Origin of the sequence: Selenomonas sp. oral taxon 892 str. F0426 (assembly GCF_000468035.1) — a bacterium.
GTDB lineage: Bacteria > Bacillota > Negativicutes > Selenomonadales > Selenomonadaceae > Centipeda.
Genome location: NZ_KI260523.1, coordinates 145,930 through 170,929, shown reverse-complemented (window position 1 = coordinate 170,929; position 25,000 = coordinate 145,930). Strand labels below are relative to the sequence as shown.

Here is a 25,000-nt window from a genome sequence, read left to right as displayed (position 1 = left end):
ACTGGGTTAGGTTTCACAAATGGAATCATAGCGCATATTGAGATGTATTGTCAACATAAAAATAGAATTTTTTTATTATTCAATCTAATATATAAATAGATGTTCAATTCAACATTTCCTTTTATGTTTACAAGAGCAGATAAATCATTGTTACTCAACAGAACAGGCGGCAATAAACACACATAAAAATATGACCTTACTCTTGTTGTTCACGAGGTAAGGTCATATCATTTGTCCCGCTATCAAAGCGTAAGATTTTTACTTGTTCTGGTCAATGAGCGCCTGAACTTCGGCAGCCTTGCCGTCGGAACCAAGAACCTCTTTGATCTTGTGCGAAACGAGCTCCTTGATATAGCTGCGGCCATCGGTCAGATACTGGCGCGGGTCGAAGTGTCCCGGCTCCTTATTGAAGTGTTCGCGGATACCAGCTGTCATTGCAAGACGGAGATCGGAGTCAATGTTGATCTTGCAGACGGAGGACTTTGCCGCACGGCGCAGCTGATCCTCAGGGATACCGACCGCATCTGGCATATGTCCGCCATTCTCGTTGATGATCTTTACATACTTCGGAATGACGGAGGAAGCGCCGTGCAGAACGATGGGGAAGCCAGGAATGCGCTTCTCGATCTCTTCGAGGATATCAAAGCGGAGCGGCGGCGGTACAAGAACACCGTCTGCATTGCGCATGCACTGATCCGGTGTAAACTTGAACGCGCCGTGCGAAGTACCGATCGCAATTGCGAGGGAGTCGACGCCCGTCTTTTCGACAAAGTCCTGCACTTCTTCGGGCTTCGTATAGGATGCATCCTCAGCAGAGACGTTGACATCGTCTTCAATGCCTGCAAGCTGACCGAGCTCCGCCTCGACGGCAACACCATGTGCATGTGCGTACTCGGCAACGCGCTTTGCGAGCGCGACATTCTCAGCATACGGCAGGTGGGAGCCATCGATCATGACGGATGTAAAGCCGCCGTCGATGCAGGATTTGCAAATATCAAAGTCTGCACCATGATCGAGATGCAGAGCAATGGGGATATCATTGATTTCAAGAGCTGCCTTAACAAGGTGGACGAGATACTCATGACGAGCATACTTGCGGGCACCTGCAGAGACCTGGAGAATCAGCGGGGATTGAAGCTCTCCAGCGGCATCCGTAATGCCCTGAACGATCTCCATGTTGTTGACGTTGAAAGCGCCAATGGCATAGCCGCCATCATAAGCCTTCTTAAACATTTCCTTTGTTCCGACAAGTGGCATATGATTACCCCCTATTGAAATTAAAATTATATCACGAACATTTTCATTATAGCATAGTTTATTTATAGAAGATACCGTTTTTTGAAATTTCCCATCCGTTCTGTTATAATGAGTGAACTAATTTGTAAAGGCAGGTGCGTTGCGTGCAGTTAAAGCGCTTGGAAGCGTATGGATTCAAGTCATTCGCCGAGCGGATTGTCGTTCAATTCGATCAGGGAATCACGGCTGTCGTCGGACCAAACGGGAGCGGAAAAAGTAATATCACGGACGCCGTTCGCTGGGTTCTTGGCGAACAGAATATCCGTATGCTGCGCGGTCTGCGTTCCGAGGACATCATCTTCGCAGGCTCTGCCGTACGACGTGCGCTCAGCGTTGCCGAAGTAGTACTTGTTTTTGACAATACGGACAAGAAACTTCCCATTGACTACGATGAAGTCGTTGTCAAACGTCGTCTCTATCGAAACGGTGACAGTGAAGTATATCTGAATGACTCACGCTGCCGTATCAAGGATATCTATCAGCTTTTTGCAGATACGGGGATCGGGCACGACGGTATGAGCATCATCGGACAGAATCGACTGAATGATATCCTTGACAGTCGACCAGAAGATCGCCGTGTATTTTTTGAGGAAACTGCAGGCATCACGAAATATCGGACGCGTAAGCAGGAAGCGATGCGAAAGCTGAGAGAAAACGAGAGTGATCTCGTGCGTCTGAATGATATTATGTATGCGCATGCGGCAGAACTCGAACCGCTGGCTGCCCAGTCAGAAAAGACGCTGCAGTTTCGTGCACTCGATGCGGAACGCCGGTCGTATCAACTGACGGCGCTGGTGCAGCAATATGACAGCCTCACCAAGGAGCAGGAAAGTGTGAATCAAACCCTGCAAACGCATCGTGATCAAGAGGCAAGTGAAATACGGGTGCGTGCGGAGGCTGAGGGCAAAAAAGAGGAAATTGAGGCTGACATTGCGGTCATTGACCGCAGTATCCAGGCGGAGGAGCAGGAACGTCGGCGTCTGTCAACGGAATTGGACGCACTGCGGCAGGAGAAATCACGCATCAACGGATGGCAGGATCAGCGGAAACAACGCAAAGCGGATTTTGATGGAATGCGTATGTCTGCATCCGCAAAAAAAGAAGCCACGAGACAGGAGATTGCCCAGATCGATGCCCTCTTACAGAAAAAGGGGGCACAGAGTGATGCGAAACAAGAGGAACAGGCGCGTGTTCGGGATGACTCCGAGCGTTTGCGGCTTCAGCTTTCAGATGAAGAAAGAGAGATGGCGCGGCAGGATTCTGCACGTGCTGCCGTACAGCGTGTACTGGCGCGTCTGAGAGAGCAGCTTGCCGTTGCTCGGAACGCTGCACAGCAGGGGGATGAAGGCAAGGCGGAACATGCGGCAGAAATGGAGCGCCGCCGTGCACTCCTTGCATCGATCGAAAATGAACTTGAGGACAAGCGCCAAGAAATTATCCTTGCGGAACAGAATATGCAGGGCATATCGCAGGCACGCGATCGACTATATAGTGAAGCCGAAGAACTGCGCCGAGCAATCGAGGGTGATGAGGTACAGTCGCGTAAATCGGAGGCGGAACTCCTTCGCATCCGTCAGAGTCTCGATTTTCAGCGGCGTGTGCAGGACAGCTATGAGGGCTTTGGACGGGATGTACAGATTGTCCTGCAGGCGTCGGAGGGGTGGCGCAGAGGTGTTGCCGGAACGGTCGCTGATCTCATCCGTATTCCAGAGCGCTATCTTACAGCCATCGATGTTGCGCTCGGCGGGAGCGTGCGGAATGTTGTCACAGAGGATACGGATACGGCAAAGGCTGCTATATCCTATTTGAAGCACAAAAACGGCGGACGTGTCACATTCCTTCCACTGACAACAATTACAGTGCGTCAGCCGCGTGAAATCAATCTTGGCCGCTATCGCGGTGTGATCGGCTGGGCAAATTCGCTCGTTCAGACCGAGGCTAGATTTCGAAAGGTCGCAGATCATCTGCTCTCTCAGACGCTCGTGATGGAAACTCTGGACGAGGCTCTGATCGCGGCGAAACAGGAGAACTACCGTCTCCGCATCGTGACGCTGACAGGAGAATTGCTGAATCCGGGCGGATCGCTCTCCGGCGGCGGACGCAAGAAACAGCAGTCCTCACTGCTGAATCGGCATATGGAAATTGATACGCTAGAAAAAAAACTTAGCACACAGGAGCATGCACATGAAGAAATAAATGCTTCCTTACAGCAGAAAAGGAAGCTTCTCAAGGAGACAAACGAGCACCATGCGGCTCAGAAGGATGCGGCCGAGCGGTTGGCGAAGGAACTCGTCGAAGTACGTGGGAAATGTGATGTCCTGCAGGAGCGTATCGAAGATCAGACAAATGCCCTTCGTACGATGGAGCGTACGGAGGAGGAGCGCCGCGCCCAAGGCGCAAAGCTGCTCCAGAAACGCATGCGCCTCGAGCGCTATATCGCTCAGTGTGAGCAATATGAGGAGAAGTTCACGAAGGCGACTGCGCAGCTGAATGAACGCTGTGTGGGGCTTCGCAATGCGGGCAAAGAACAGGAAGGACACCTGCACGAACTGGACATTGAGCTCACTGCCCTGACTACGGAGATCCAAACGATGACGCGAAACCGTCAATCCCGTGTGCTCGAATATGCAGAAGCGGAAAAAACACTGCAGGATATTACAAAGCAGGATACGCAGCTTGCGGATGAACTGCAAAAGGATATGGCGCGCCTTTCTGAGTTGGAACAGGAAATCGCGCAGCGGGATGCCCTGTTCCAAACACACGAAAAGAACGCTGCCGTACTGAAGGATCAGCGTTTGGCGCACGAGGCAGAGAGCCGTGTGCTGGACGGTGCCGTCAAGAGCGCTGTTGCGCGTCTGGAATCCATCCGTGCAAACCAGAATGAGTGCGATAAGACACTGCAGCGCATCCATATGCGAATGGGCGATTGTCGTGACAGTCTCCTGTCTAACTTCGGTCTGACACCGGAGGCAGCCGCAATAGAGGCACAGGATGTTGCCCCCGATATTCTGGAGGAGCGTCTGCGTGCATTGGAGGATTCCATTCAGTCGCTCGGCTTAGTGAACCCCAACGCTGTTGAGGAATACGCAGAAAAGAAGGAACGATACGAAGAGGAAGAGAAGCAGATTGCGGATCTGAAAGCTGCGAAGCAGGACATCGAGCAGATCATCCAGAAGATCGATCAGGATATGACACGCACCTTTCGTGACGCATTCCATCAGATTCAAGAGTACTTCAATGAAATCTTTGTGCGGCTCTTTGGTGGCGGCATTGCAGAATTGCGCCTGACGGACAAAGAGGATATACTAAGCAGTGGCGTTGAGATCCTTGTGACACTGCCGGATAAGAAGCGGCAGAATCTGTCTGCATTGTCTGGCGGTGAGCGGGCACTCACGGTCATAGCCCTGCTCTTTTCATTCCTGCGCTATCGCCCCTCGCCATTCTCTATTCTGGATGAGATCGACGCACCGCTCGATGAGGCGAATGTATCGCGATTCGGTGATTTCCTGAAAGAATTCGCACGCAACACACAGTTCATCGTTGTTACGCACCGAAAGGGAACCATGCGTGCGGCGGATACCATGTATGGCGTTACCGTTGAGGATGCAGGGGTTTCTAAGGTTCTTTCCATTCGCATGAAGGATTATGACACAGAACAGAGTGCCTGATGTATTGGGCGGAAAGGAGTTATCGTGGGATTCTTTGATCGGCTCAAAAAGGGCTTGACAAAAACGCGGGAAAATTTCACCCATAATATTGAACGACTTATTATCGGATATGCCGATATTGACGATGAACTGATTGATGATCTGGAGGAGACTCTGCTGATGGCGGATGTCGGCGTCAAGACGACAGAGACGTTGATTGCTGCCGTACGCAAGGGGATCAAGCAAAAGGAGATTCGTACGCCCGAGGATCTGATTCCATTTTTGGAAAAAGAGATTGTATCCATTCTCGAAGCGGGCGAAAATACATTTCAGATGGCAGAGAATGGACCAACGGTACTGCTCGTTGTCGGTACGAACGGCGTCGGCAAGACGACGACCATCGGGAAGCTGAGCGCCTACTATCGCAGACAGGGGAAATCGGTTCTCTTGGCGGCAGCCGATACCTTTCGTGCCGCTGCCATCGATCAGCTTGAGATCTGGGGAAAACGCGCCGATGCACAGGTGATCAAACACGGTGAGGGGGCAGATCCCGCTGCTGTTGTTTTCGATGCAATGCAGGCGGCAAAGGCGCGCAATATCGACATCGTTATCGTTGATACGGCGGGGAGGCTTCAGACAAAGTCCAACCTCATGCAGGAACTCGAGAAAATCTACCGTGTGATCGGGCGCGAGATTCCAGAAGCACCGCATGAGACCCTGCTCGTCCTCGATGCCGGTACGGGGCAGAATGCAATCAGTCAGGCAGAGCTCTTTACACAGGCAGCACCTGTGACAGGCGTTGTCCTTACGAAACTGGACGGAACGGCAAAGGGCGGTGTAACCATTGGGATTAAGTCACAGCTTTCGATTCCGATTAAATGGATTGGAGTAGGAGAGGGCATAGACGATCTGCGTCCGTTCCATGCAGAGGATTTTGTGAGTGCCTTGTTTGTAAAACGTGAGGACGAAGAGCAGGAATAAGGCGATGTGTGTGTTCGGTGATAGGAGGATCCACGATGTATGAGGATCTTGTAGAAGTAAAACGCAGCAGTGAGAATATCTTTGACGGAACATTGCTCCATGTGCGTCGCGATATGGTGCGTCTGCCCAATGGGAAGGAATCGGTGCGTGAGTGGATTCACCATCCGGGAGCGGCGGCGGTGCTGCCCCTCCTGCCAAACGGGAATGTAATTCTGGTGCGCCAGTTTCGCTATCCCATCGGGCAGGTGACACTCGAGGTGCCTGCTGGGAAGCTTGATGTGGAGGGGGAGGATCCCCTGCACTGTGCGCGTCGTGAACTGTCAGAGGAAACCGGCTATACGGCGGAACAATATGAAAAACTGACAACGATTGCAACGACGGTAGGCTTTTCCAACGAGTATATTCATCTGTACCTTGCCCGGAACCTATCGGTCGGAAAACAGCATACCGATGAGGACGAGTTTGTCAATGTGGTTCAAATGCCGTTTTCCGATGCGCTGGCAATGGTAAAGTCGGGGGAGATTATAGACTCGAAGACGATTATTTCGCTCATGATGGCACAAGAACATCTGAGCTGTTGATGCACAGGAGATAAAGATGTTCGGATTTAATTTTGAAGAGATGCTGCTCGGAATCCCGGGACTCATCATTGCTATGACCTTTCACGAGTATGCGCACGCGCGAGCCGCTGTGTCGCTCGGAGATTTTACGCCGCGCTTGATGGGCAGACTGACGATTGATCCGCGTGCGCATATCGATCCCATCGGACTGATCATGCTCTTTCTCGTACGCTTTGGGTGGGCAAAACCAGTCATAGTCAACCCGAGTAATTTCCGTCAGCCGAAACGGGATGATATATTGGTGTCTGTTGCTGGACCTGCAATGAACCTCGTCCTTGGCTTTATTGCTTTTTATGCGATCCTCTTCATCCGCTCACACAATCTAGATGTTTCTCCGATTACCTACGGAATTATTCAGATGATCTTCGTCTATAACGTCAACTTTGCAATCTTCAATATGCTCCCGATTCCTCCGCTTGACGGATCGCATATTTTGAGAAACCTTCTGCCGCCTGACCTTGCTTATCGCTACCAATCCATTGAGCGATACAGTTTGCTGATCATGATTGTGTTCATCGCCACGCCGTTGCTCAGCGTTGTTTTAATGCCGCTCTTTCAGTTGGTATATGGGATCTACAAGATCATCGGCAGCATTCTCCTGTTCTAAGGATACTTCATGGCAGCAGATTATCTTGTGAAATTGGATGCGTTTGAGGGGCCGATGGATCTCCTCATGCATTTAATTGAAAAAAACAAAATTGATCTCTACGATATTCCCATTGCCGATTTGACACGACAATATCTTGACCATATCGATACGCTGTACAAGTTCGATATTGAATACGCGAGTGAATTTTTGGTGATGGCGACGGCACTGCTGCGAATCAAGTCACGTATGCTTCTGCCGAAAAGTGACGTGGAAGAAGAGCATGAAGAAGATCCGCGGATGGAGCTTGTGGAGCGTCTGCTCGAATATCGACGCTTCAAAGAGGTATCGTCCATTCTCTTTTCCTTGAATGATGCACAGAGTCCGTATGTGGAGCGGGCGCCGATACCGCTTCCTGCACACAGGCTTCCCGTTACAGGACTGTCGGCAGAGACTCTTATGCGTATCTTTTCGGATGTACAACGCATACGGAAGGAACCCGTCATACCGGCTGTTGTTGTGTCGGCAGAGGAATATCGCGTGCAGGATAAGATGACGGACATCCTCACGCTTCTTCGGCACAGGAATGGCAGGATCAAGCTCAACGACGCCTTCCCTACGGGAACGCGTGAAGAACTTCTCTCGACATTTTTAGCCTTGTTGGAACTTGCAAAAATGCAGATGGTCTATCTCTCACAAGAACATCTCTACTATGAAATCATTATTTCGGAAAAGGAGGGGAGCCGTGCAGTCTCTCAGTAGGGCAAGTATTTTGGAAGCCGTCTTATTCGCTGCCGGTCTCCCGCTCTCCGTCCCCAAACTCTCCGAAATCATAGAGGCTCCCGAATGGGAAGTACAGGAAGCTCTGACACAGCTGGAACATATCCTGTCGGAGCGGGGGAGCGGTATATTTCTGCGCAGATCCGCAGGCGGCTATCAGCTGGTGACCCATCCGAATGCCTTTCCGTGGGTGAAGAAACTCTCGGAGACAGTGCAGCCGACACTCTCCGCTTCTGCGATGGAGACGCTTTCGATCATTGCTTACAAGCAGCCCATTACAAAACAGGAAGTGGAGCATATCCGCGGCGTTCGGGCGGAGCGCTCGATTGGCCGCTTGTTGGAGTTGGAGCTGATTTGCGAAATGGGGCGCAAGCAGGTTGTCGGACGGCCGATTCTCTACGGAACGACGGACTTGTTTCTGCGTGCATTTGGACTCGATCAGATAGACGATCTGCCGGCGCTCCCAGATATGGATGATGTAAAGGATACGCTGGATGATGACCAGCTGCGGCTGTTCGAGGAGATGCGTGCAGCTGTAGATGCGATTGAACATGATAATGTGACTGCCGATATCGGAGCAGAGAGGCCAAATGCTTTGATGTCTTCACACGATACAAAGGATTGAATTCATTGGTGGAATTACTCGCTCCTGCAGGGACGAAGGAAGCCTTTCTCGCCGCTGTTGAAAACGGAGCAAATGCTGTCTATCTTGCCGGTAAGATGTTTGGCGCACGTGCCTATGCCTCGAATTTCGATGAGGATGAACTGGCTGACATAATTCGACATGCACATCTAAAAGATGTGCAGGTACACGTCGCCGTCAATACGATTATCGACCGCGATGAACTCCCGCAATTAAAACAATATCTGTCGTTTCTCTACGATGCGGGAGCAGATGCCGTCCTCTTGCAGGATCTCGGTGCCGTTCGGCTGGCGAAGGAGGTTGTGCCGCAGCTTCCGCTTCATGCGAGCACACAAATGACGGTACATAACCTTGCCGGTGTTCAAGCACTAACGGAACTCGGCTTTTCGCGCATTGTGTTAGCGCGCGAACTCTCCATTGCGGAGATCCGTCATATCTGTGCCAACAGCCGCGTGGAGATTGAGTCTTTTGTGCATGGGGCACTCTGTGTCTGCTATTCCGGTCAATGCTTGATGAGCAGCATGATCGGTGGACGCAGCGGGAATCGTGGGCGCTGTGCACAGCCCTGCCGTCTGCCCTATACATTGGTCGATGCACAGGGGAATGATGCGCTTGGTGAGACGGCGGGTAACTTTCTCCTTTCACCGCGCGATCTGAATGCGATCGAACTCATCCCTCAACTGCTTGATGCGGGCATTGACTCCCTTAAAATCGAAGGGCGCATGAAGCGGCCGGAATACGTTGCGACGATTGTGCATACGTATCGTAAAGCGATTGACCATCATCTTGATGCCCAGCGAGAAGCAATTGATGATTCTGACCGCACCCATCTGGCGCAGGTCTTCAACCGCGACTTTACAACCGCATATATGGAAAAGCGGCAGGGCAGATATATGATGAGTGACCGTCGCCCAAACAATCGCGGTCTTCTGATCGGACGAGTCACGTTTTATGACCGTATCTCCAACATGGTCACGGTGAAGCTGTCCGGAGGACTTGCCGCGCGTGATCAGGTGGATTTCTGGGTGAAGGTCGGCGGTCGTGTCAGTGCTGAGATCGAGTGCCTGTATGACGCACACGGTCAGGAATGCTTTGAGGCAGTCGCCGGAGATACCGTTTCCTTTGCCATTCGCGGAAAGGTACACATACACGATCGTGTCTTCAAGGTCTATGATGCGAAACTCATGGAGGCAGCAAGACACTCTTATGATGAGGAATCCTGCGACCGGATTCCTCTTCGTGCTGTTCTCCACGCAAGACTCGGACAGAGATTGCGTCTCCACGTCGAAGACGACGAGGGGAATCAAGCGGATGCAGAAAGCGACTACGTGGTCGTCTCAGCAAACAATCGTCCGCTTACGGCAGAAACCGCTGAAAAGCAGATGGGGCGCCTTGGTACGACGTTATTTTCCCTTGCGGAACTCTCGTGTGATATGGATGATGCTGTGATGGTTCCGGTCAGTGAACTCAATCATCTGCGACGCTCCGCCATTGCTGCACTGGAAGATTTGCGCACACAGCGCTTTCAAAACAAACGTGTCTCCACCGCACGTTTTACGCAGGCAAATACAGCAACGTCGACGTTCAGTACACCGGATATTTCTTCTCCGCGACCGGCAAGACTCATGGTCGCTGTAGACGACATAGAGGCGATGAAGGCGGCTGTTGCCGCAGGGGCGGACGGGATTTTGTTCGGTGGAGAGTCCTTTCGAGGAACAATGCTCCAATCGAAAGACTATGCAGCGGCATGGGACTATGCGGAGGACTGCGGTATTCGCATCGACTATAACACGCCGCGCATTGTTCGAGGAGATGAGCAGGGGGCGCTGATGCGTCTGTTTGATGGCTTTGGAGAGAAACTGCCTGCAGCCTTGCACGTCCATCACATTGGAACAGCATATCTTGCGCATGAACGCGTGCCCGTGACACTTCATGCGGATTATTCGATGATCTCCTATAATCCGTCCACCCTTGATTTTTTGCATGCACATGGATTCGGTGAGGCAACCCTGTCACCGGAACTCAACGGCAAGCAGATGGAGAGTCTTGTAAAAACAACTCCAATTCCATTGACTGTACTCGTCAGCGGGCGTCTTCCGCTCATGATTTCGGAGTACTGTGTCCTAGGCAGCTTTCTGGGGGATCTGGATACAGGGAAATGTTCCATGCCATGCCGAAAGCGGACATTCTTTCTTCGTGACCGCAAGAATGTGGACTTCCCTGTAGTGACCGATCAGTTCTGCCGTATGCACATACTCAACAGCAAGCAACTGTCGCTGCTGCCCTATGTGCATCAGCTTTTGGGGATGGGGATAGCGACGCTGCGGATCGAGGGGCGCGGGCTTTCGATCAAGGAATTGCAAAGCGTTGTCCAAATGTATCGGAAGGCGATGGCGTATAAAACGCCGCTGAAGGAAGAAGATGAACAATACCTTCGCATGCAGGAGGGCAATGATATTACGCGCGGGCATTATTTCCGCGGAATTTTATAAGAGGTACGTATGGACACTGAGTCATTCAAGGTTTTGGAATACGGAAAAATCGCAAATTGGCTTGCAGCATTTGCCGCCTCCGTGCAGGGCAAAGAACGCTGCCGCAGTGTCGTTCCTTCTGGAGATTACGATGAGGTCGTACGGCTTCATCAGGAGACGGCCGAGGCGGTGCAGATTCTGCAGGTGCAGGCACCGCCGTTCGGTGGAGTCTATGATCTGCGGGATATATTGAAAGCAGCAGCAAGGGGATCCATCCTCGAAATTGATGAACTGCGCTCTGTCATGAGTACGATGGGCGGCATGCGGAATGTGAAGTATTTCTTCCGTGATCTCACGTTGGATGTCCCCCTGCTTAAGGAGCAGGCAAAGCCCATTGAAATCCTCGGCATGGTGGAGCGTCATTTGAAGGATACCATTGACGAGCATGGGAATTTCCGCGATGATGCCAGTCCGGAACTGCGCAGGATTACGCGTGAACTGCATACGGCACAGGCGCATGTGAAGGATCGTCTGTCCGCAATCCTGCATGATGCAGCGAATCAGAAATACTTTCAGGAAGCGATTGTCACTGTACGTGACGAGCGCTATGTCATCCCGGTCAAGCAGGAATACCGAAACTATTTCCCCGGTGTCATTCATGATCAGTCCGCCAGCGGCGCAACCCTTTTTATCGAGCCGCTCGCAACGGTAGAACTGAATAATACGGTGCGGCAGATGGCGCTTGCACGTGAGCAGGAGATCCAGCGGATCCTGCAGAAACTTTCGGCAGAGATTGCCGTGAATGGCTCCATTCTTGCGGCAAACTGCGAGATACTCGCGGCGATCGATCTCATCTTTGCACGCGCAGGACTTGCACGGGAGATGGAGGCGTATCCGCCGACACTGAATCGGGATGGATACGTTCACTTGAAGCGGGCAAGACATCCGCTGCTCCCGAAGGATAAGGTTGTTCCGATCGACATAGAACTTGGGAAGACGTTTTCTATTCTTTTGGTTACAGGACCGAATACGGGCGGCAAGACGGTGAGTATGAAGACGCTGGGGCTGTTGGCGCTTTTGTCACAGATTGGCTGTTTTCTGCCGACTGCCCCAAATTCGGAGCTTCCCGTCTATCGCAATATCTATGCAGACATCGGTGATGAACAGAGCATTGAGCAGAGTCTCTCCACCTTTTCGGCGCATACGCGGAACATTGTCCGCATCATCGAAAAGGCAGAGGAGGGCGATCTCATTCTGCTGGATGAGGTCGGGGCAGGCACCGATCCGGATGAGGGAGCTGCTCTTGCACGCAGCATCATCGAGCATTTTTTACGTCGCAACATATCTGTTGTTGCGACCACGCATTACGCTGCCCTTAAAACCTATGCCTACACCCAGGCGGGCGTGGAGAATGCCTCGGTTGAGTTTGATATGAAGACGCTGCGTCCAACCTATCGTCTTCTGATCGGCATACCAGGGGCGAGCAATGCCTTCTCGATCAGCCGTCAGCTTGGTCTGCCGCAGGATATTGTCGCGCGCGCCGAAATCTATGTCAACGAGGAACATACACATTTTGAGAGGATTGTCAATGAACTCGAACAGGAAAAGAAGGACTACGAAGCAAGGAATCGTGCACTTCATAACAGAGAGTCAGAGATAACAGCCATCGAGACACGTCTGCGCAGTGAACGCGAAGCACTCACTGCATCGCGTCAGGAACTTCTGCACAAGGCGCGTGAGGAGGCAAACAACATTGTCCGAGAGGCGCGGCGCAGTGCAGAGGAGACAATCAAATCCCTCAAGGAGCAGTTTGACGATCACGGTATGAAGGAACGCCGCAAGGCGATTCAGGACGCCAGAAATCGTCTGGATGAAGCATACGTTCAAGGGGGACTCCCAAAGAATGAGGTTGTTGGAGACCCCGTTCGTCCGAATAGTATTCAGGTGGGTGACATCGTCTACATCAAGAGTCTTGCACAGGAGGGCACGGTACTTGCCGTTCAGGATAATGAGCTGACTATTCAAGTCGGCGGACTGCGTACGATTGTCAAGATGAATGCCTGTACTTTCGTGGGACGAAAAAAACATAAGAAGAGCACGAAAGTTCATGTTGGGACTTCGATTTCCAGGAAATCGGCAGAAATAAGACCACAGATCGATGTGCGCGGCATGACCGTCCTTGAGGCCGAAGATGTGATTGGAAAATTTATCGATGATGCCGTATTTACGGGACTCTCCAAGATTCTGGTAATTCATGGAAAAGGGACGGGTGCGCTGCGTCAGGGTCTGCAGAAGTATTTGAAGCAGCATAGATACGTTCTGTCTTTTTCATTTGCCGATATTTCCGAAGGAGGAACGGGAGCTACTGTGGTGGAATTGAAATGAGTTTCATCAATGCAGCCATTTTTGATAAAATTACCTTACAAATTTCCAAGTTTGTGATAAAATAAGGAAATTGGATGATAGAATGACCCGGAGGAGAAGGCTCGAGACAGGAAGGTGTCCATGCAGAAAAGTGAGAAGCAAACGACAAAGAAGGTAAAAAAAAGAACCGTTCTTGGAAAAACAATTCTTGTGGTAGGTCTGATACTGTTTGTTATGATTATTGGTGTTGGTTGTGGTTTTCTTACAGCAAGTCTCAATACTCGGCCAAATTTAGCGGAGGACATTGTTCCACCAGCATCATCACAAATCTACGACATTCATGGTAATGAGATTGCCAATATTCATGCGGCTGAAAATCGACGGCCTGTTGCCATTAATGATATCCCCAGAAATCTTCAAAATGCATTTATTGCAGTGGAAGATAATCGCTTTTATGAACATATTGGAATTGATCCACGCGGAATTGTTCGTGCTGTATGGGCGAATATCCGCGGACGTACAGTCACTGAGGGTGGCTCTACGATTACACAACAGCTGGCAAAGAATGCTTATCTGACACAGGATCGGACAATGAAACGTAAGATTCAGGAGGTATTTCTTGCGCTTCAGTTGGAACGCCAATATACAAAGCAGGAAATTCTTGAACTCTATATGAATCAGATCTACTTTGGTCAGGGTGCCTATGGCGTTCAAGCAGCAGCACGTACCTATTTTGGTAAGGATGTCAAAGATCTGACGCTGAATGAATGCGCCATGCTGGCAGGAATTCCGAAGAGTCCGAACTACTATTCCCCTCTTAATAACATGGAGGCTGCGACACAGCGCAAATCCGTTGTTCTTGATCAGATGGTCAAATATGGCTATATCAGTGAAGGGGAGGCAAACACTGCCAAGAAGGAAGAACTGTCGATCACAAAAATAACAAATGATGGTGTAAAGGGACCTTCGTATTTTGTTGATTATGTACTCCAGCAGATGGCAGAGAAATATGGAGATGATGCTATCTATAAGGATGGTTTAAAGATCTATACGACCATCGATATGGATTTACAAGCAGCTGCAGAAAATGCAATGCAGTATCTCCCAACCTATTTTACTGATGCAAACGGTATTGTGCAGCCACAGGGCGCATTGGTTGCCATTGATCCTCATACCGGATATATTCGTGCAATGGTCGGCGGGCGTGGAACAGATCAGTTCAATCGTGCAGTGCTGGCAGTACGCCAACCTGGCTCGGCGTTTAAACCGTTCGTTTTTGTCGCTGCACTTGAGAACAAATACACACCTGATTCTGTTATTGATGATAAACCCTTAAAGGTCGGTGGATGGGAGCCACAGAATTACAGTCGTAATTTTTCTGGGAAAGTTCGGCTGCGCGATGTCGTACGTTGGTCGTTGAATGTTCCGACCGTCCGCATTGCGCAGGATATCGGCATCGACAAGGCAATTTACTATGCACAGGAGATGGGGATATCGACCTTTGTTCTCGACGGGGCGACAAGCGATCGAAATCTTGCCATCGCGCTTGGCGGCATGACGCGCGGCGTCACACCGCTGGAACTCACGAGTGCATACGGTACCTTTGCAAATCGCGGCATTCACGTCGAACCAGTTGCTATCATCCGTGTTATCTCTCGTACGGGTAAGGTGCTGGAGGAAGTGCAGCGGAAGGAAAAAAGTGTGATTTCTGCCGCAAATGCAGCCACTATGACCGCAATGATGGAGGAGGTCATCCGACGCGGTACGGGAACACGTGCCAACATTGGAAGACCGGCAGCGGGAAAGACGGGAACTACCAGCGACTATCATGATGCATGGTTTGTCGGGTATACTCCAGATCTGGTAGCTGGTGTCTGGATTGGAAATGATAGTGTAAGTGACCTGCATGGTATGGCAGGTGGGATGACTCCGGCTGTGATATGGCAATCTTTCATGCTAAAAGCGCATGCAGGTCTTCCTGTTCGCCATTTTGAGGGATCTCCTGCCTTTGCTGCCTCATCGGATGATCCAATTGAAGATCCAGAGAAAGACAAGGATGGAAAGAAAAAAACGGAGGAAAAAGGGACAGAGTCAGGAAAACCAGCAGGTGCATCAAGTACTAGCAAGGCTGGAGCCGATTCAAATGCTGTCCCATCGCGTGCTCCATCTTCCGTTTCAGAAGAAGCCCCCGAACCTGGAATGGGGGTAGAAAAAGGACAGAATTAAGAAAGAGGTAGCGTATTGAATGCCATTGATATACTGAAGGAACGTGGATTTCTCGCACAGTGTACCGATGAAGCAGGGCTTCGTGAACTTCTCAGCCAGGAGAATGTTTCCTTTTATACCGGTTTTGATCCTACGGCGGACAGTCTTCATGCAGGCCATCTGATTGCGTTGATGGCAATGTCTCATCTGCAGAGAGCAGGCCACCGTCCCATCTGCCTCGTCGGCGGCGGAACTGGAACAGTTGGCGATCCCTCGGGACGCACGGATATGCGCAAGGTCATGACCGATGAGACCATTCGTCATAATTGTGACTGTTTCCGCGCACAGATTTCTCGCTTCATTGACTTCACAAATGACCGTGCGATCATGGTGGATAACGGGGACTGGCTGCGTAAGCTCAACTATATCGACTTGCTTCGAGATATCGGAGCACATTTTACCGTCAACCGCATGCTTGCCGCTGAGAGCTATAAACAGCGCTGGGAGAAAGGGCTTACCTTCCTAGAGTTCAACTATATGATCATGCAGGCGTATGATTTCATGGAGCTCAATAAGCGTTATGGATGTAAACTGGAGATGGGCGGGGACGACCAGTGGTCCAATATCATTGCAGGCGTAGAACTCTGCCGACGCAAGAAGAATATTACGGTATTTGGTCTTACGAATAAACTGCTGACGAAGAGTGACGGTACGAAAATGGGCAAGACGGCAGGCGGTGCGCTCTGGCTCGATGCCGAAAAAACATCGCCCTATGACTTTTACCAATATTGGCGCAATATCGATGACGCCGATGTCGAGACCTGCCTCTCTCTGCTCACTTATCTCCCGATGGATGAGGTTCGTCGCCTTGCCGCTGCCGAGGGGAATGAGATCAATCGCTCCAAGGAGATTCTCGCATATGAAGCGACGAAGATCGTTCATGGAGAGCAGGAGGCACAGAAAGCACAGGAGACGGCAAAAGCACTCTTTAGCGGCGGCATGTCGGCAGAGCTTCCACAGATTCGTGCTGCTGTGGGGGAAAAACTGGTCGACGTACTTACACAGGGCAACGTTTTTGCTTCGAAAGGTGAAGCGCGCCGCCTGATTCAGCAAGGCGGACTCACGCTCAATGATGTGCGTGTCTCCGATGAGCATTATGTCTTGCAGGAAACGGATTTTCCAGAGGGGTCTGCGCTCATCAAAAAGGGAAAGAAAAAACACTACCGGCTTGTATATTGAGAGGCTGTTCTATCGGGAGCAGATCGGGAAGGAGATCACAGGATGTCAGGACATTCAAAATGGGCAAATATCAAACGTAAGAAGGGCGCGAATGATGCGATTCGCGGCAAGATTACAACGAAGATCGGACGTGAGATCACAATTGCCGTTCGCATGGGTGGTGCTGATCCGACCGGCAATATGCGGCTGAAGCTTGCGCTTTCCAAGGCAAAGGCAAACAATATTCCGAAGGACAATATCAATCGTGCAATTCAGAAGGGACTTGGCGCCACTGAGGGCAGCAATTACGAAGAACTTTTTTATGAAGGTTATGGCCCCGGTGGTACAGCTGTTATGCTCGATATTCTGACCGACAACCGCAATCGTACGGCGGCGGATGTCCGTCATCTCTTTTCAAAGTACGGCGGCAATCTTGGGCAGGATGGCTGTGTTGCATGGATGTTTAAGAAGAAGGCTGTTTTCATCGTAGAGCGCGAGGCTTTTGATGATGAGGATGCTCTTCTTGAGATTGTCCTGGAGGCCGGTGCAGAGGATATGCGTTCGGAGGACGATGTCTTTGAGATTGTTGCCGAACCGGAAGCTTTTGAGGCGATTGAGGCGGTTCTCGGAGAAAAGGGAATCGAAACAGCATCTGCCGAGGTAACGATGGTTCCGGATACAACGGTTCATCTTGTCGACAAGGATGCCGAAAAGATGCAGACACTGATCGATGCGCTCGAGGACAATGACGACGTTCAGAATGTCTACAGCAACTATGAAATGGATGAATAAACGGAGGATCACCGATTGGAGTGCAGACGGAAAGTCTGCACTTTTTTAGGGAAACAAGATGTTAGTACTCGGTATCGACCCAGGGACTGCAATATGCGGCTATGGCTTTGTGGAGCTGTCAGGGTCGCATCTGCGCCCGCACGCCTATGGTGCGATTACAACACCATCGAAAATGGCGGTAGAAAAACGTCTTTTGAAAATACATACGGAACTTACATTGCTCATTGAAAAACATTCTCCCGATGCCATGGGCGTGGAGCAGCTTTTCTTCAATCGAAATGTGACAACGGCAATTCCGGTCGGACAGGCACGCGGCATTGTGCTCCTTGCTGCAGCACAGAACAATATTCCTATCGTGGAGCGGACGCCACTGCAGGTCAAGCAGTCTGTGACGGGCTATGGGAAGGCGACAAAAGAACAAGTCATATATATGGTGACGAAGCTATTGAACCTTCCAGAGCCTCCTCACCCGGATGATACTGCGGATGCCCTCGCCGTTGCCATCAGCGCAGCACATTGTGTAGACAGTATTGCATGGCGCAATCGAATATAGATGGGGAGCATAGAGTAGATGATTGGATTCTTGCGTGGAAAAGTTGCATATACCTTTCCGGATTATTGTTTTTTAGATGTCCACGATGTTGGATATCGTGTGTTTGTCTCCCATCAGACGCGCAATCACATTGGTGTCGGCGAAGAAGTCATGCTCTATATTCATACGCATATACGTGAGGATGCCATGCTCCTCTATGGCTTCTTTTCACAGGAAGAGTATGATCTCTTTCAGCATTTGATCGGTATATCAGGAATCGGCCCAAAGGTTGCACAGGGGATTCTTTCGGCAGCTACGGCAAATGAGTTTTATCGACTGATCCATCAAAAAGATGTCAAGGCAATTACGAAGCTCCCGGGGATTGGAAAAAAAACGGCAGAACGGATTATCTTGGAACTGAAGGATAAACTCGCATCCACCTCTTTTGATGATGATTCCTTTGCAGATCATGCAGCTGATTTTTCTGATGGTATGGGAGATAAGATTGCTGAGGCGACAGAGGCGCTCCTCAATCTTGGTTTTGGACAGGGGGAAATTCAGTCCGTGCTGAAGAAAAAGGCCGATTGGGAAAGTACGGAAGAGGTTATTCGGTACGCGTTGGCTGAGCTGCAGCGATTCTGAGAAAGGAGGGATTCGACGTTGGATATGTATGAGGATGAGGAAATTGTTTCTTTCGAGGAACAGACGTCGGACGGCTGGCAGTACAGCCTTCGCCCGCGTCGACTGAATGAGTACATCGGACAGGATAAGGTAAAGTCGAATCTGTCCAAATTCATACAGGCAGCGCTTTCTCGAAACGAGGCGCTGGATCATGTCCTCCTCTATGGACCACCCGGACTTGGTAAGACAACGCTTGCAGCGATCATTGCGAATGAGATGGGCGCCAATTTTCGCCAGACCTCGGCGCCTGCCATCGAACGGCAGGGGGATCTTGCCTCCCTTCTCACGAATCTGCAGGAGCATGATGTCCTCTTTATTGATGAGATTCATCGCCTTTCACATCATGTCGAGGAGATTCTCTATTCCGCGATGGAGGATCATGCCATTGACATCATCATTGGAAAGGGACCCAGTGCCCGCTCCCTGCGTCTCGACCTTGCGCCGTTCACTCTTGTTGGTGCAACGACCAAGACAGGCGCGCTTTCGGCGCCGCTGCGCGATCGCTTCGGTATCCAGTCGCGTTTGGAATACTATACACCGGAAGCGCTTCTGCTCATCATTGAACGTACGGCAGAGATCCTTTCCGTACAGATTGAGAGAGAGGGGGCGCTCGAGATCGCACGTCGCTCTCGAGGAACGCCGCGTGTTGCAAACCGTATCTTAAAGCGTGTTCGAGATATTGCACAGGTGGCTGGTGAGAGCACAATATCGAAGGCTGTCACGATTGAGGCACTGGAGGCACTTGAGGTCGATGCCAAGGGCTTGGAGAACAAGGATCGCTACATGCTGGAAGTTATGATTCAAAAGTTCTCCGGCGGACCTGTCGGCTTAAAAACGTTGGCTGCAGCGCTCAGTGAGATGGTGGAGACCATCGAGGATGTCTACGAACCATATCTGATCCAGCTGGGCTTTATTGCGCGTACGGCACGCGGGCGGATTGTGACGCGTGGTGGATATGAGCATATGGGGATTCCGTTTCCGCAAAACGAAACTAGACAAGGAGAACTACTCTGAGATGAACTTGCTTATGCACATGTGTTGTGGACCATGTTCCTGTTACCCTCTGAAAAAATTGCGTGCCGACGGCATCGAGCCCACAGGATATTTCTTCAACCCGAATATCCATCCTTACAAGGAATGGGAGGAACGTCTGCAGAATGCAAGGAAATTTGCGGAGCTCATGCAGATGAATTTTGTTGCGGATGAGGCGTATGCTATGCGTGATTTCCTGAAAAAAGCCCTTCCGGCAGAGGGAACAAAGAAGGGGCGCTGCCGTATGTGTTATACATGGCGTCTGGAAGAAACAGCGCGGTATGCGGCAGAACACGGATTTGACAGCTTTACCTCGACGCTTTTTTACAGCATCTATCAGCAGCATGACCTCATGCGCTCCGTTGCGGAACGCTTTGCAAAGACCTATGGAATTTCCTTTTACTACGAGGATTTTCGTGTCGGCTGGCAGGAGGGGATTGATCTCAGCAAAGATCTGGATCTCTATCGTCAATCTTACTGCGGTTGTGTGTTCAGCGAGGAAGAGCGCTACAGTCGTGCGCTTCGAAAGCTTCAGCGCAAGGAAAACAAAGAGAAAAAACGTATGCGCCTTATGGCATAATTGAGAATGAGGGCATTGTAATGAAACGTTGTCTTTGGCTATGCTGCTCTTTTTTGTTCGTCGTGATTGCGGTTCTGCCTATACGGGTATTTGCTTCATGGCAGCCGGAAATAACCGTTGGACTAAGTCAGGGTGTATCTGAGGTTCGGATCGCAGCAACTACGGGATCACTCCATGTTTATGAAGATCCAGATAAAAAGCAGCTTTTAGAAGTTCCACCAGGGAAAGAAATTGACATTCGTATACTGCAGGCGCAGTTTCTTGTGAATGGACAGAAAATCAAGGGTGATCGTCTGGTCATCCAGCCGGATGACACAGGATTTGTCAAAGTCAATGGGGCACCGTATCGTGGATACATTACGCTTCTGAAAAAGAATGGATTCACGATCATCAACAACGTACAGGTCGAGGACTATCTCTATGGTGTTGTGCCAAAAGAAATGCCGCCGAATTGGCCGGTGGAGGCATTGCAGGCACAGAGCGTTGCAGCACGTACCTTTGCGCTGAAAAACCGCAAGCGCCACAGTACAGAGGGGTTCGACCTCTGCAATACGTCACATTGTCAGGTCTATGAAGGAATGGCGGCAGAGACAAGAACCACCACAGATGCTGTCAATCATACAAGAGGAGAGGTGATCTTCTACAAAGGAAGTATTATTGACGCACTGTTTCATACGGATTCCGGAGGCATGACGGAATCGAATGAGAATGTGTGGGGGAGTTCTGTACCCTATCTGCATGCTGTGACAGAGGTACAAATGCAGACACAGCCATGGAGCCGCACGGTTTCAGTAGAATCTTTTGTGCAGAGTGTTGAGCAAGATGGAAGAAGTCTTCTTGGAACACTCAAGGAAATTCGGCTCTCTCCTCTCACTGTAGGAAAGGGAAGCGGAGATCGAACTCCGTCTGGACGAGTGCGTTCAGCAGAGTTCGTTGGAACCAAGGGGCGTGTCGTTCTTTCAGGCAATGAATTGCGCTCTATGTTCTCCCTGCCAAGTACACTGTTTTCCGTACGGTTCGACAGGGCAGAAGTTGTCATCAGCGGATATGGTTCCGGTCACGGACTGGGGCTTTCTCAATGGGGCGCGAAGGCTTTTGCAGATAAGGCAAAAAGCTACAAGGAAATCCTCTTTCATTACTATACAGGCGTTACGCTTGAAAAGTTATATTAAGTAAGGTGCACATTTTAGATGAATATTTTGGATTTTGATTATGAACTTCCGGAAGAGCGAATTGCTCAACTTCCTGTCGAACCTCGAGACTCCTCCCGCCTTATGGTACTACACCCAAAGGATCATACGATTGAGCATCATCACTTTCATCAACTGGGAGAGTTCCTAGAAAAAGGAGATGTGCTGATTTTCAACGATACACGTGTCATCCCCGCACGTCTTATTGGAGCACGGGAGAATACAGGTGGGAAGGTGGAGATTTTCCTCCTGCGTCAGATGGATAAACATCAATGGGAGGCACTTGTCAAACCCGGAAAAAAAGTTCGTGTCGGTTCCATCATACGGTTCAGTGAGGAACTGGTCTGTGAGATCATTGATCATACCGATTTTGGCGGGCGTATTGTACGTTTTATCTATGATGGTGTGTTTGAGGAAATTCTAGATCGCTTGGGCAGCATGCCTCTTCCCCCCTATATTCATGAAAAACTCGAAGATCAGGAGCGATATCAGACGATATACAGTCGAGTAAAAGGATCGGCAGCGGCTCCAACGGCAGGGCTTCATTTTACAGAGAGACTCATGGAACGACTTCGTTCAAAAGGGATTCAATTTGGCTTTATCACACTTCATGTCGGACTTGGCACATTTCGTCCCGTTCATGTTGAGACTATTGAAGATCATGTTATGCACCGTGAATTTTATTCCGTTCCTGCTGAGACAGCAAAACTCATTCAAAGAGCGAGAAATGATGGACGCCGTGTTGTTGCCGTTGGAACAACATCCATTCGCACGCTAGAAGCATCGGCCATGCGTACAGGAAACGTCGAAGCAGGATCTGGATGGACGGATATATTTATCTATCCCGGATATCAATTCAATGTTGTCGACGCTGTCGTCACAAACTTTCATCTGCCGCAATCTACACTAATCATGCTGATCAGCGCATTTGCCGGACGTGAGTTTACACTGGCAGCCTATCGAACCGCGGTGGAAGAACAGTATCGCTTTTTTTCTTTTGGAGATGCCATGCTCATTCGATCAAGAGAATAAAAAAACAACGCGATAGATGATCGCGTTGTTTCTATAACTATGGAAGTTCTTGAAAAAGATCACGGTGTTCATTGATAACTTCTGCCATCATACGCTTTCCGTCAATGTCGGGATGTAGTCCATCGGTTGAGAGTCGTGGATTTAGGATTTGCTTTTGTGGATCATAAAAATATGGTTCTACATCGACATAATATTCTTGAGTTCGAATCCACGCATTGACGACAGTCATCTTCCATCGCCACGAGATATCCGTATCTGAATGAAAGGCGAGTGAGATGCGCTCCGGATTAAGTGGCAGAAGCGTTAGGAATATTGGGCGGATATCATGAGCAAGACATTTTTTTTGTAATTCATCCAGATCCTGAATGATCTCCTGCGCCGTTATGCCAGTTGCCCGCAGACTGTTTGATCCCGTTAGTATTAGAAGATTTGCTGGATGCAGAGGCAGCACGTCCTGTTCGAAGCGTTCCAGCGTTGTATGAGAGGTATCGCCACTGCGACCAAGGTTGAGGCAGTCAAACGGCAGATAGGTTGTGTAGCTGTATTCGAGGAATGCGGGAGAATTCGAGATTGCTCCACCTCCGTGCGTGATACTATCCCCGAGTGCTGCCGCATAGAGGCGATTTTCCGATGGAAAATCAACAGTAAACGAGGCGAGATCCGACCATGTTCCTATTGTATTGTTTTCGTCATTCAGTGCACGCACCCGCCAGTAATAGATCCCAGCATAGGGGCGTGCATATTCGTCGTAGATGGCATTGGTGGCGGTAACCGTCTGTGCCCATGCGCGCTTTCGGTCCGGCGCTGTTCCGTGCTCCTCATCGGGAGGCTCCGTGAGCAGTTCCACCTCGTAATGCGTGATACCGTTGAGTGGAATCCATTGATACACAGGATAGAGCGGCTGATGGAAATTCATCACATGATCGAAGGTGTTTGGAATCGGTCGATTGGGAAATGATGCGGATTTATCCAGATACAGCGGTTCGGCCTCTGAAAACTCTCCGATGGGTTCATGGTTGAGCCCAAGGGCGCGTACGCGCCAATATAGCTTTTCATAGGTCGGATACATACGCAGATCTGCCTGCCATCCATTCGTGAAAATATTCCGTGTGCTCATCAGATGATTTGTCGGAGAAAGTTCCGTACCACCTTCTTTTGCCGGAGGTGCAGAGAGAATTTCAACCTCGTATAGTACTGCGTTCGGAATGCTATGCCATACGAGGAAGGGCATGAGGCTGGAAGGGTGTTCCTCTGTATAACGGTAGATTGGAATGGGAGCTTTTGCCATGAAGAACGGTGTTGGAATTGGTGATGAAGGGACTGTTACTGCCCCGAACATTCCATAAGCCGTAATCCGATAATAAAATGGGATGGGGGCGGAGGAGACCTGACAGGAAGGTGTGGCAGTGAACTCTGTCTTTATATGTTCATAGACGGGCTCTCCGGAGATGGTTCCCGTTGTCTTGATATACGTATCAATACGATAATAGCAGGGGTAAGGAGGGGATTCCCACATAAGCGTCGGGATGCCGTTATTCTCGCGAACCTCGGCGGTGATGTCGATCATTCTCAGATTCAGAAGATCGATCTTTTCGATGGTGAAAATACAACCAAGGACGGCAAGAAAAATGATTGCCGTGAAAAAAAAATAATGTTTCATTCATACACCTAATATACTTAGAAAGTTGAGGAACACTATGGAAAACAAAGGGCTCATTATTGTTCATACAGGTGACGGAAAGGGGAAGACAACGGCAGCTCTTGGGATGGCGATACGCGCTTGGGGGAATGACCTGCACGTACTTATCCTGCAATTCATCAAGGGAAGCTGGAATTATGGAGAACTCAAGGCAATCGACGCGCTTGCATCGCTCAATGCCTGCATTGAGATTCGTCAGGGCGGGCTCGGGTTCTCACAGAGAGGCGCAAAAGCTGAGGAGGAACATCAACGCGCCGCCGCAGAACTTTTACAAACCGCTATGGACGAACTTCAGAGTGAGGTGTGGGATATGGTCATCCTCGATGAGTTTAATTATGCCTACTCGTTCGGATTCATCTCTGCGGGGGATTTGGAAAGACTGTTCTCCGCGCGTCCAGATGGCACGCATCTAATTTTTACGGGGCGGAACGCCTCGCAGGAACTCATCGATCGTGCGGATCTTGTCACGGAGATGCATCTTATCAAGCATCCCTTTCAACGGGGGATCAAAGCCCAGAAAGGCGTTGAGTTTTAATCCAATTATAGCATATTCAACCATTGTATGCTATGTAAGATAAACTCTCTTTTGTTAGGCTATTGAAAAAAATTGTGGAATGCGCTAAAATCTCTGTCATGTCTTTGTAAATTATG

The 25,000-nt window shown here is 50.1% G+C and carries 20 protein-coding genes; 18 read left to right on the top strand and 2 right to left on the bottom strand.

Annotated elements, in window-relative coordinates:
- Positions 1-258 precede the first annotated feature (258 nt).
- A complete protein-coding gene (gene fba / locus HMPREF1992_RS01775) occupies positions 259-1,257 on the bottom strand; it encodes a class II fructose-1,6-bisphosphate aldolase (protein WP_021684096.1) in 999 nt (332 codons plus the stop codon).
- Positions 1,258-1,400: 143 nt separating this feature from the next.
- Here fba and smc point away from each other — a divergent pair, with 143 nt between their 5' ends.
- The 17 genes from smc (at position 1,401) to queA (ending at position 22,650) form a co-directional block, all read left to right on the top strand.
- A complete protein-coding gene (gene smc, locus HMPREF1992_RS01770; RefSeq protein WP_021684095.1) occupies positions 1,401-4,964 on the top strand; it encodes a chromosome segregation protein SMC in 3,564 nt (1,187 codons plus the stop codon).
- Between the two features lie 24 nt (positions 4,965-4,988).
- Positions 4,989-5,924, top strand: a complete 936-nt coding sequence (ftsY, locus tag HMPREF1992_RS01765; protein WP_021684094.1) for a signal recognition particle-docking protein FtsY — start codon at positions 4,989-4,991, stop codon at positions 5,922-5,924.
- Positions 5,925-5,959: 35 nt separating this feature from the next.
- A complete protein-coding gene (locus tag HMPREF1992_RS01760; protein ID WP_021684093.1) occupies positions 5,960-6,505 on the top strand; it encodes an NUDIX domain-containing protein in 546 nt (181 codons plus the stop codon).
- 16 nt (positions 6,506-6,521) lie between these two features.
- Positions 6,522-7,151: a site-2 protease family protein gene (locus HMPREF1992_RS01755; RefSeq protein WP_021684092.1), complete on the top strand. Its 630-nt coding sequence runs from the start codon at positions 6,522-6,524 to the stop codon at positions 7,149-7,151.
- A 9-nt stretch (positions 7,152-7,160) separates the two neighbouring features.
- On the top strand, positions 7,161-7,892 hold the full coding sequence (locus HMPREF1992_RS01750; protein WP_021684091.1) for a ScpA family protein: 732 nt from the start codon (positions 7,161-7,163) through the stop codon (positions 7,890-7,892).
- Entirely contained in the window at positions 7,876-8,535 is a 660-nt protein-coding gene (gene scpB / locus HMPREF1992_RS01745) for an SMC-Scp complex subunit ScpB (RefSeq protein WP_021684090.1), read from the top strand. Before HMPREF1992_RS01750 ends, scpB begins: the two co-directional genes overlap by 17 nt.
- Positions 8,536-8,540: 5 nt before the next feature.
- Entirely contained in the window at positions 8,541-11,045 is a 2,505-nt protein-coding gene (locus HMPREF1992_RS01740; protein ID WP_037358009.1) for a DUF3656 domain-containing protein, read from the top strand.
- Positions 11,046-11,054: 9 nt separating this feature from the next.
- Positions 11,055-13,409 carry an endonuclease MutS2 gene (locus tag HMPREF1992_RS01735; protein WP_021684088.1) on the top strand — a complete coding sequence of 785 codons (2,355 nt, stop codon included), beginning with the start codon at positions 11,055-11,057 and terminating at the stop codon, positions 13,407-13,409.
- A gap of 120 nt (positions 13,410-13,529) precedes the next feature.
- Positions 13,530-15,614 carry a transglycosylase domain-containing protein gene (locus HMPREF1992_RS01730; protein ID WP_021684087.1) on the top strand — a complete coding sequence of 695 codons (2,085 nt, stop codon included), beginning with the start codon at positions 13,530-13,532 and terminating at the stop codon, positions 15,612-15,614.
- 15 nt (positions 15,615-15,629) lie between these two features.
- Positions 15,630-16,832: a tyrosine--tRNA ligase gene (tyrS, locus tag HMPREF1992_RS01725; protein ID WP_021684086.1), complete on the top strand. Its 1,203-nt coding sequence runs from the start codon at positions 15,630-15,632 to the stop codon at positions 16,830-16,832.
- Between the two features lie 42 nt (positions 16,833-16,874).
- Positions 16,875-17,603 (top strand): YebC/PmpR family DNA-binding transcriptional regulator, encoded by a 729-nt coding sequence (locus tag HMPREF1992_RS01720; RefSeq protein ID WP_021684085.1) that lies wholly within the window; start codon positions 16,875-16,877, stop codon positions 17,601-17,603.
- 58 nt (positions 17,604-17,661) lie between these two features.
- Complete coding sequence (gene ruvC / locus HMPREF1992_RS01715; protein WP_021684084.1) at positions 17,662-18,156, top strand: crossover junction endodeoxyribonuclease RuvC; 495 nt, start codon at positions 17,662-17,664, stop codon at positions 18,154-18,156.
- 18 nt (positions 18,157-18,174) lie between these two features.
- Complete coding sequence (ruvA, locus tag HMPREF1992_RS01710; protein ID WP_021684083.1) at positions 18,175-18,777, top strand: Holliday junction branch migration protein RuvA; 603 nt, start codon at positions 18,175-18,177, stop codon at positions 18,775-18,777.
- 24 nt (positions 18,778-18,801) lie between these two features.
- On the top strand, positions 18,802-19,830 hold the full coding sequence (gene ruvB, locus HMPREF1992_RS01705) for a Holliday junction branch migration DNA helicase RuvB (protein WP_021684082.1): 1,029 nt from the start codon (positions 18,802-18,804) through the stop codon (positions 19,828-19,830).
- A gap of 1 nt (position 19,831) precedes the next feature.
- On the top strand, positions 19,832-20,428 hold the full coding sequence (locus HMPREF1992_RS01700; RefSeq protein WP_037358006.1) for an epoxyqueuosine reductase QueH: 597 nt from the start codon (positions 19,832-19,834) through the stop codon (positions 20,426-20,428).
- 20 nt (positions 20,429-20,448) lie between these two features.
- Complete coding sequence (locus HMPREF1992_RS01695; RefSeq protein WP_037358004.1) at positions 20,449-21,600, top strand: SpoIID/LytB domain-containing protein; 1,152 nt, start codon at positions 20,449-20,451, stop codon at positions 21,598-21,600.
- An 18-nt stretch (positions 21,601-21,618) separates the two neighbouring features.
- Positions 21,619-22,650 (top strand): tRNA preQ1(34) S-adenosylmethionine ribosyltransferase-isomerase QueA, encoded by a 1,032-nt coding sequence (queA, locus tag HMPREF1992_RS01690; protein WP_021684079.1) that lies wholly within the window; start codon positions 21,619-21,621, stop codon positions 22,648-22,650.
- Positions 22,651-22,687: 37 nt separating this feature from the next.
- Here queA and HMPREF1992_RS01685 read toward each other — a convergent pair whose 3' ends face one another.
- Positions 22,688-24,310: a GDSL-type esterase/lipase family protein gene (locus HMPREF1992_RS01685; protein ID WP_021684078.1), complete on the bottom strand. Its 1,623-nt coding sequence runs from the start codon at positions 24,308-24,310 to the stop codon at positions 22,688-22,690.
- 25 nt (positions 24,311-24,335) lie between these two features.
- Here HMPREF1992_RS01685 and cobO point away from each other — a divergent pair, with 25 nt between their 5' ends.
- Positions 24,336-24,884 carry a cob(I)yrinic acid a,c-diamide adenosyltransferase gene (cobO, locus tag HMPREF1992_RS01680; RefSeq protein ID WP_255346835.1) on the top strand — a complete coding sequence of 183 codons (549 nt, stop codon included), beginning with the start codon at positions 24,336-24,338 and terminating at the stop codon, positions 24,882-24,884.
- Positions 24,885-25,000: the final 116 nt, after the last annotated feature.

Bases quoted from the DNA above. Each gene is read 5' to 3' on its own strand.
- HMPREF1992_RS01750 (WP_021684091.1), top strand. From the start codon at position 7,161: ATGGCAGCAGATTATCTTGTGAAATTGGATGCGTTTGAGGGGCCGATG.
- HMPREF1992_RS01720 (WP_021684085.1), top strand. From the start codon at position 16,875: ATGTCAGGACATTCAAAATGGGCAAATATCAAACGTAAGAAGGGCGCG.
- HMPREF1992_RS01735 (WP_021684088.1), top strand. From the start codon at position 11,055: ATGGACACTGAGTCATTCAAGGTTTTGGAATACGGAAAAATCGCAAAT.
- queA (WP_021684079.1), top strand. From the start codon at position 21,619: ATGAATATTTTGGATTTTGATTATGAACTTCCGGAAGAGCGAATTGCT.
- HMPREF1992_RS01685 (WP_021684078.1), bottom strand. From the start codon at position 24,310: ATGAAACATTATTTTTTTTTCACGGCAATCATTTTTCTTGCCGTCCTT.
- HMPREF1992_RS01730 (WP_021684087.1), top strand. From the start codon at position 13,530: ATGCAGAAAAGTGAGAAGCAAACGACAAAGAAGGTAAAAAAAAGAACC.
- ruvC (WP_021684084.1), top strand. From the start codon at position 17,662: ATGTTAGTACTCGGTATCGACCCAGGGACTGCAATATGCGGCTATGGC.
- fba (WP_021684096.1), bottom strand. From the start codon at position 1,257: ATGCCACTTGTCGGAACAAAGGAAATGTTTAAGAAGGCTTATGATGGC.
- HMPREF1992_RS01695 (WP_037358004.1), top strand. From the start codon at position 20,449: ATGAAACGTTGTCTTTGGCTATGCTGCTCTTTTTTGTTCGTCGTGATT.
- HMPREF1992_RS01760 (WP_021684093.1), top strand. From the start codon at position 5,960: ATGTATGAGGATCTTGTAGAAGTAAAACGCAGCAGTGAGAATATCTTT.
- ruvB (WP_021684082.1), top strand. From the start codon at position 18,802: ATGTATGAGGATGAGGAAATTGTTTCTTTCGAGGAACAGACGTCGGAC.
- HMPREF1992_RS01755 (WP_021684092.1), top strand. From the start codon at position 6,522: ATGTTCGGATTTAATTTTGAAGAGATGCTGCTCGGAATCCCGGGACTC.
- HMPREF1992_RS01700 (WP_037358006.1), top strand. From the start codon at position 19,832: ATGAACTTGCTTATGCACATGTGTTGTGGACCATGTTCCTGTTACCCT.
- ruvA (WP_021684083.1), top strand. From the start codon at position 18,175: ATGATTGGATTCTTGCGTGGAAAAGTTGCATATACCTTTCCGGATTAT.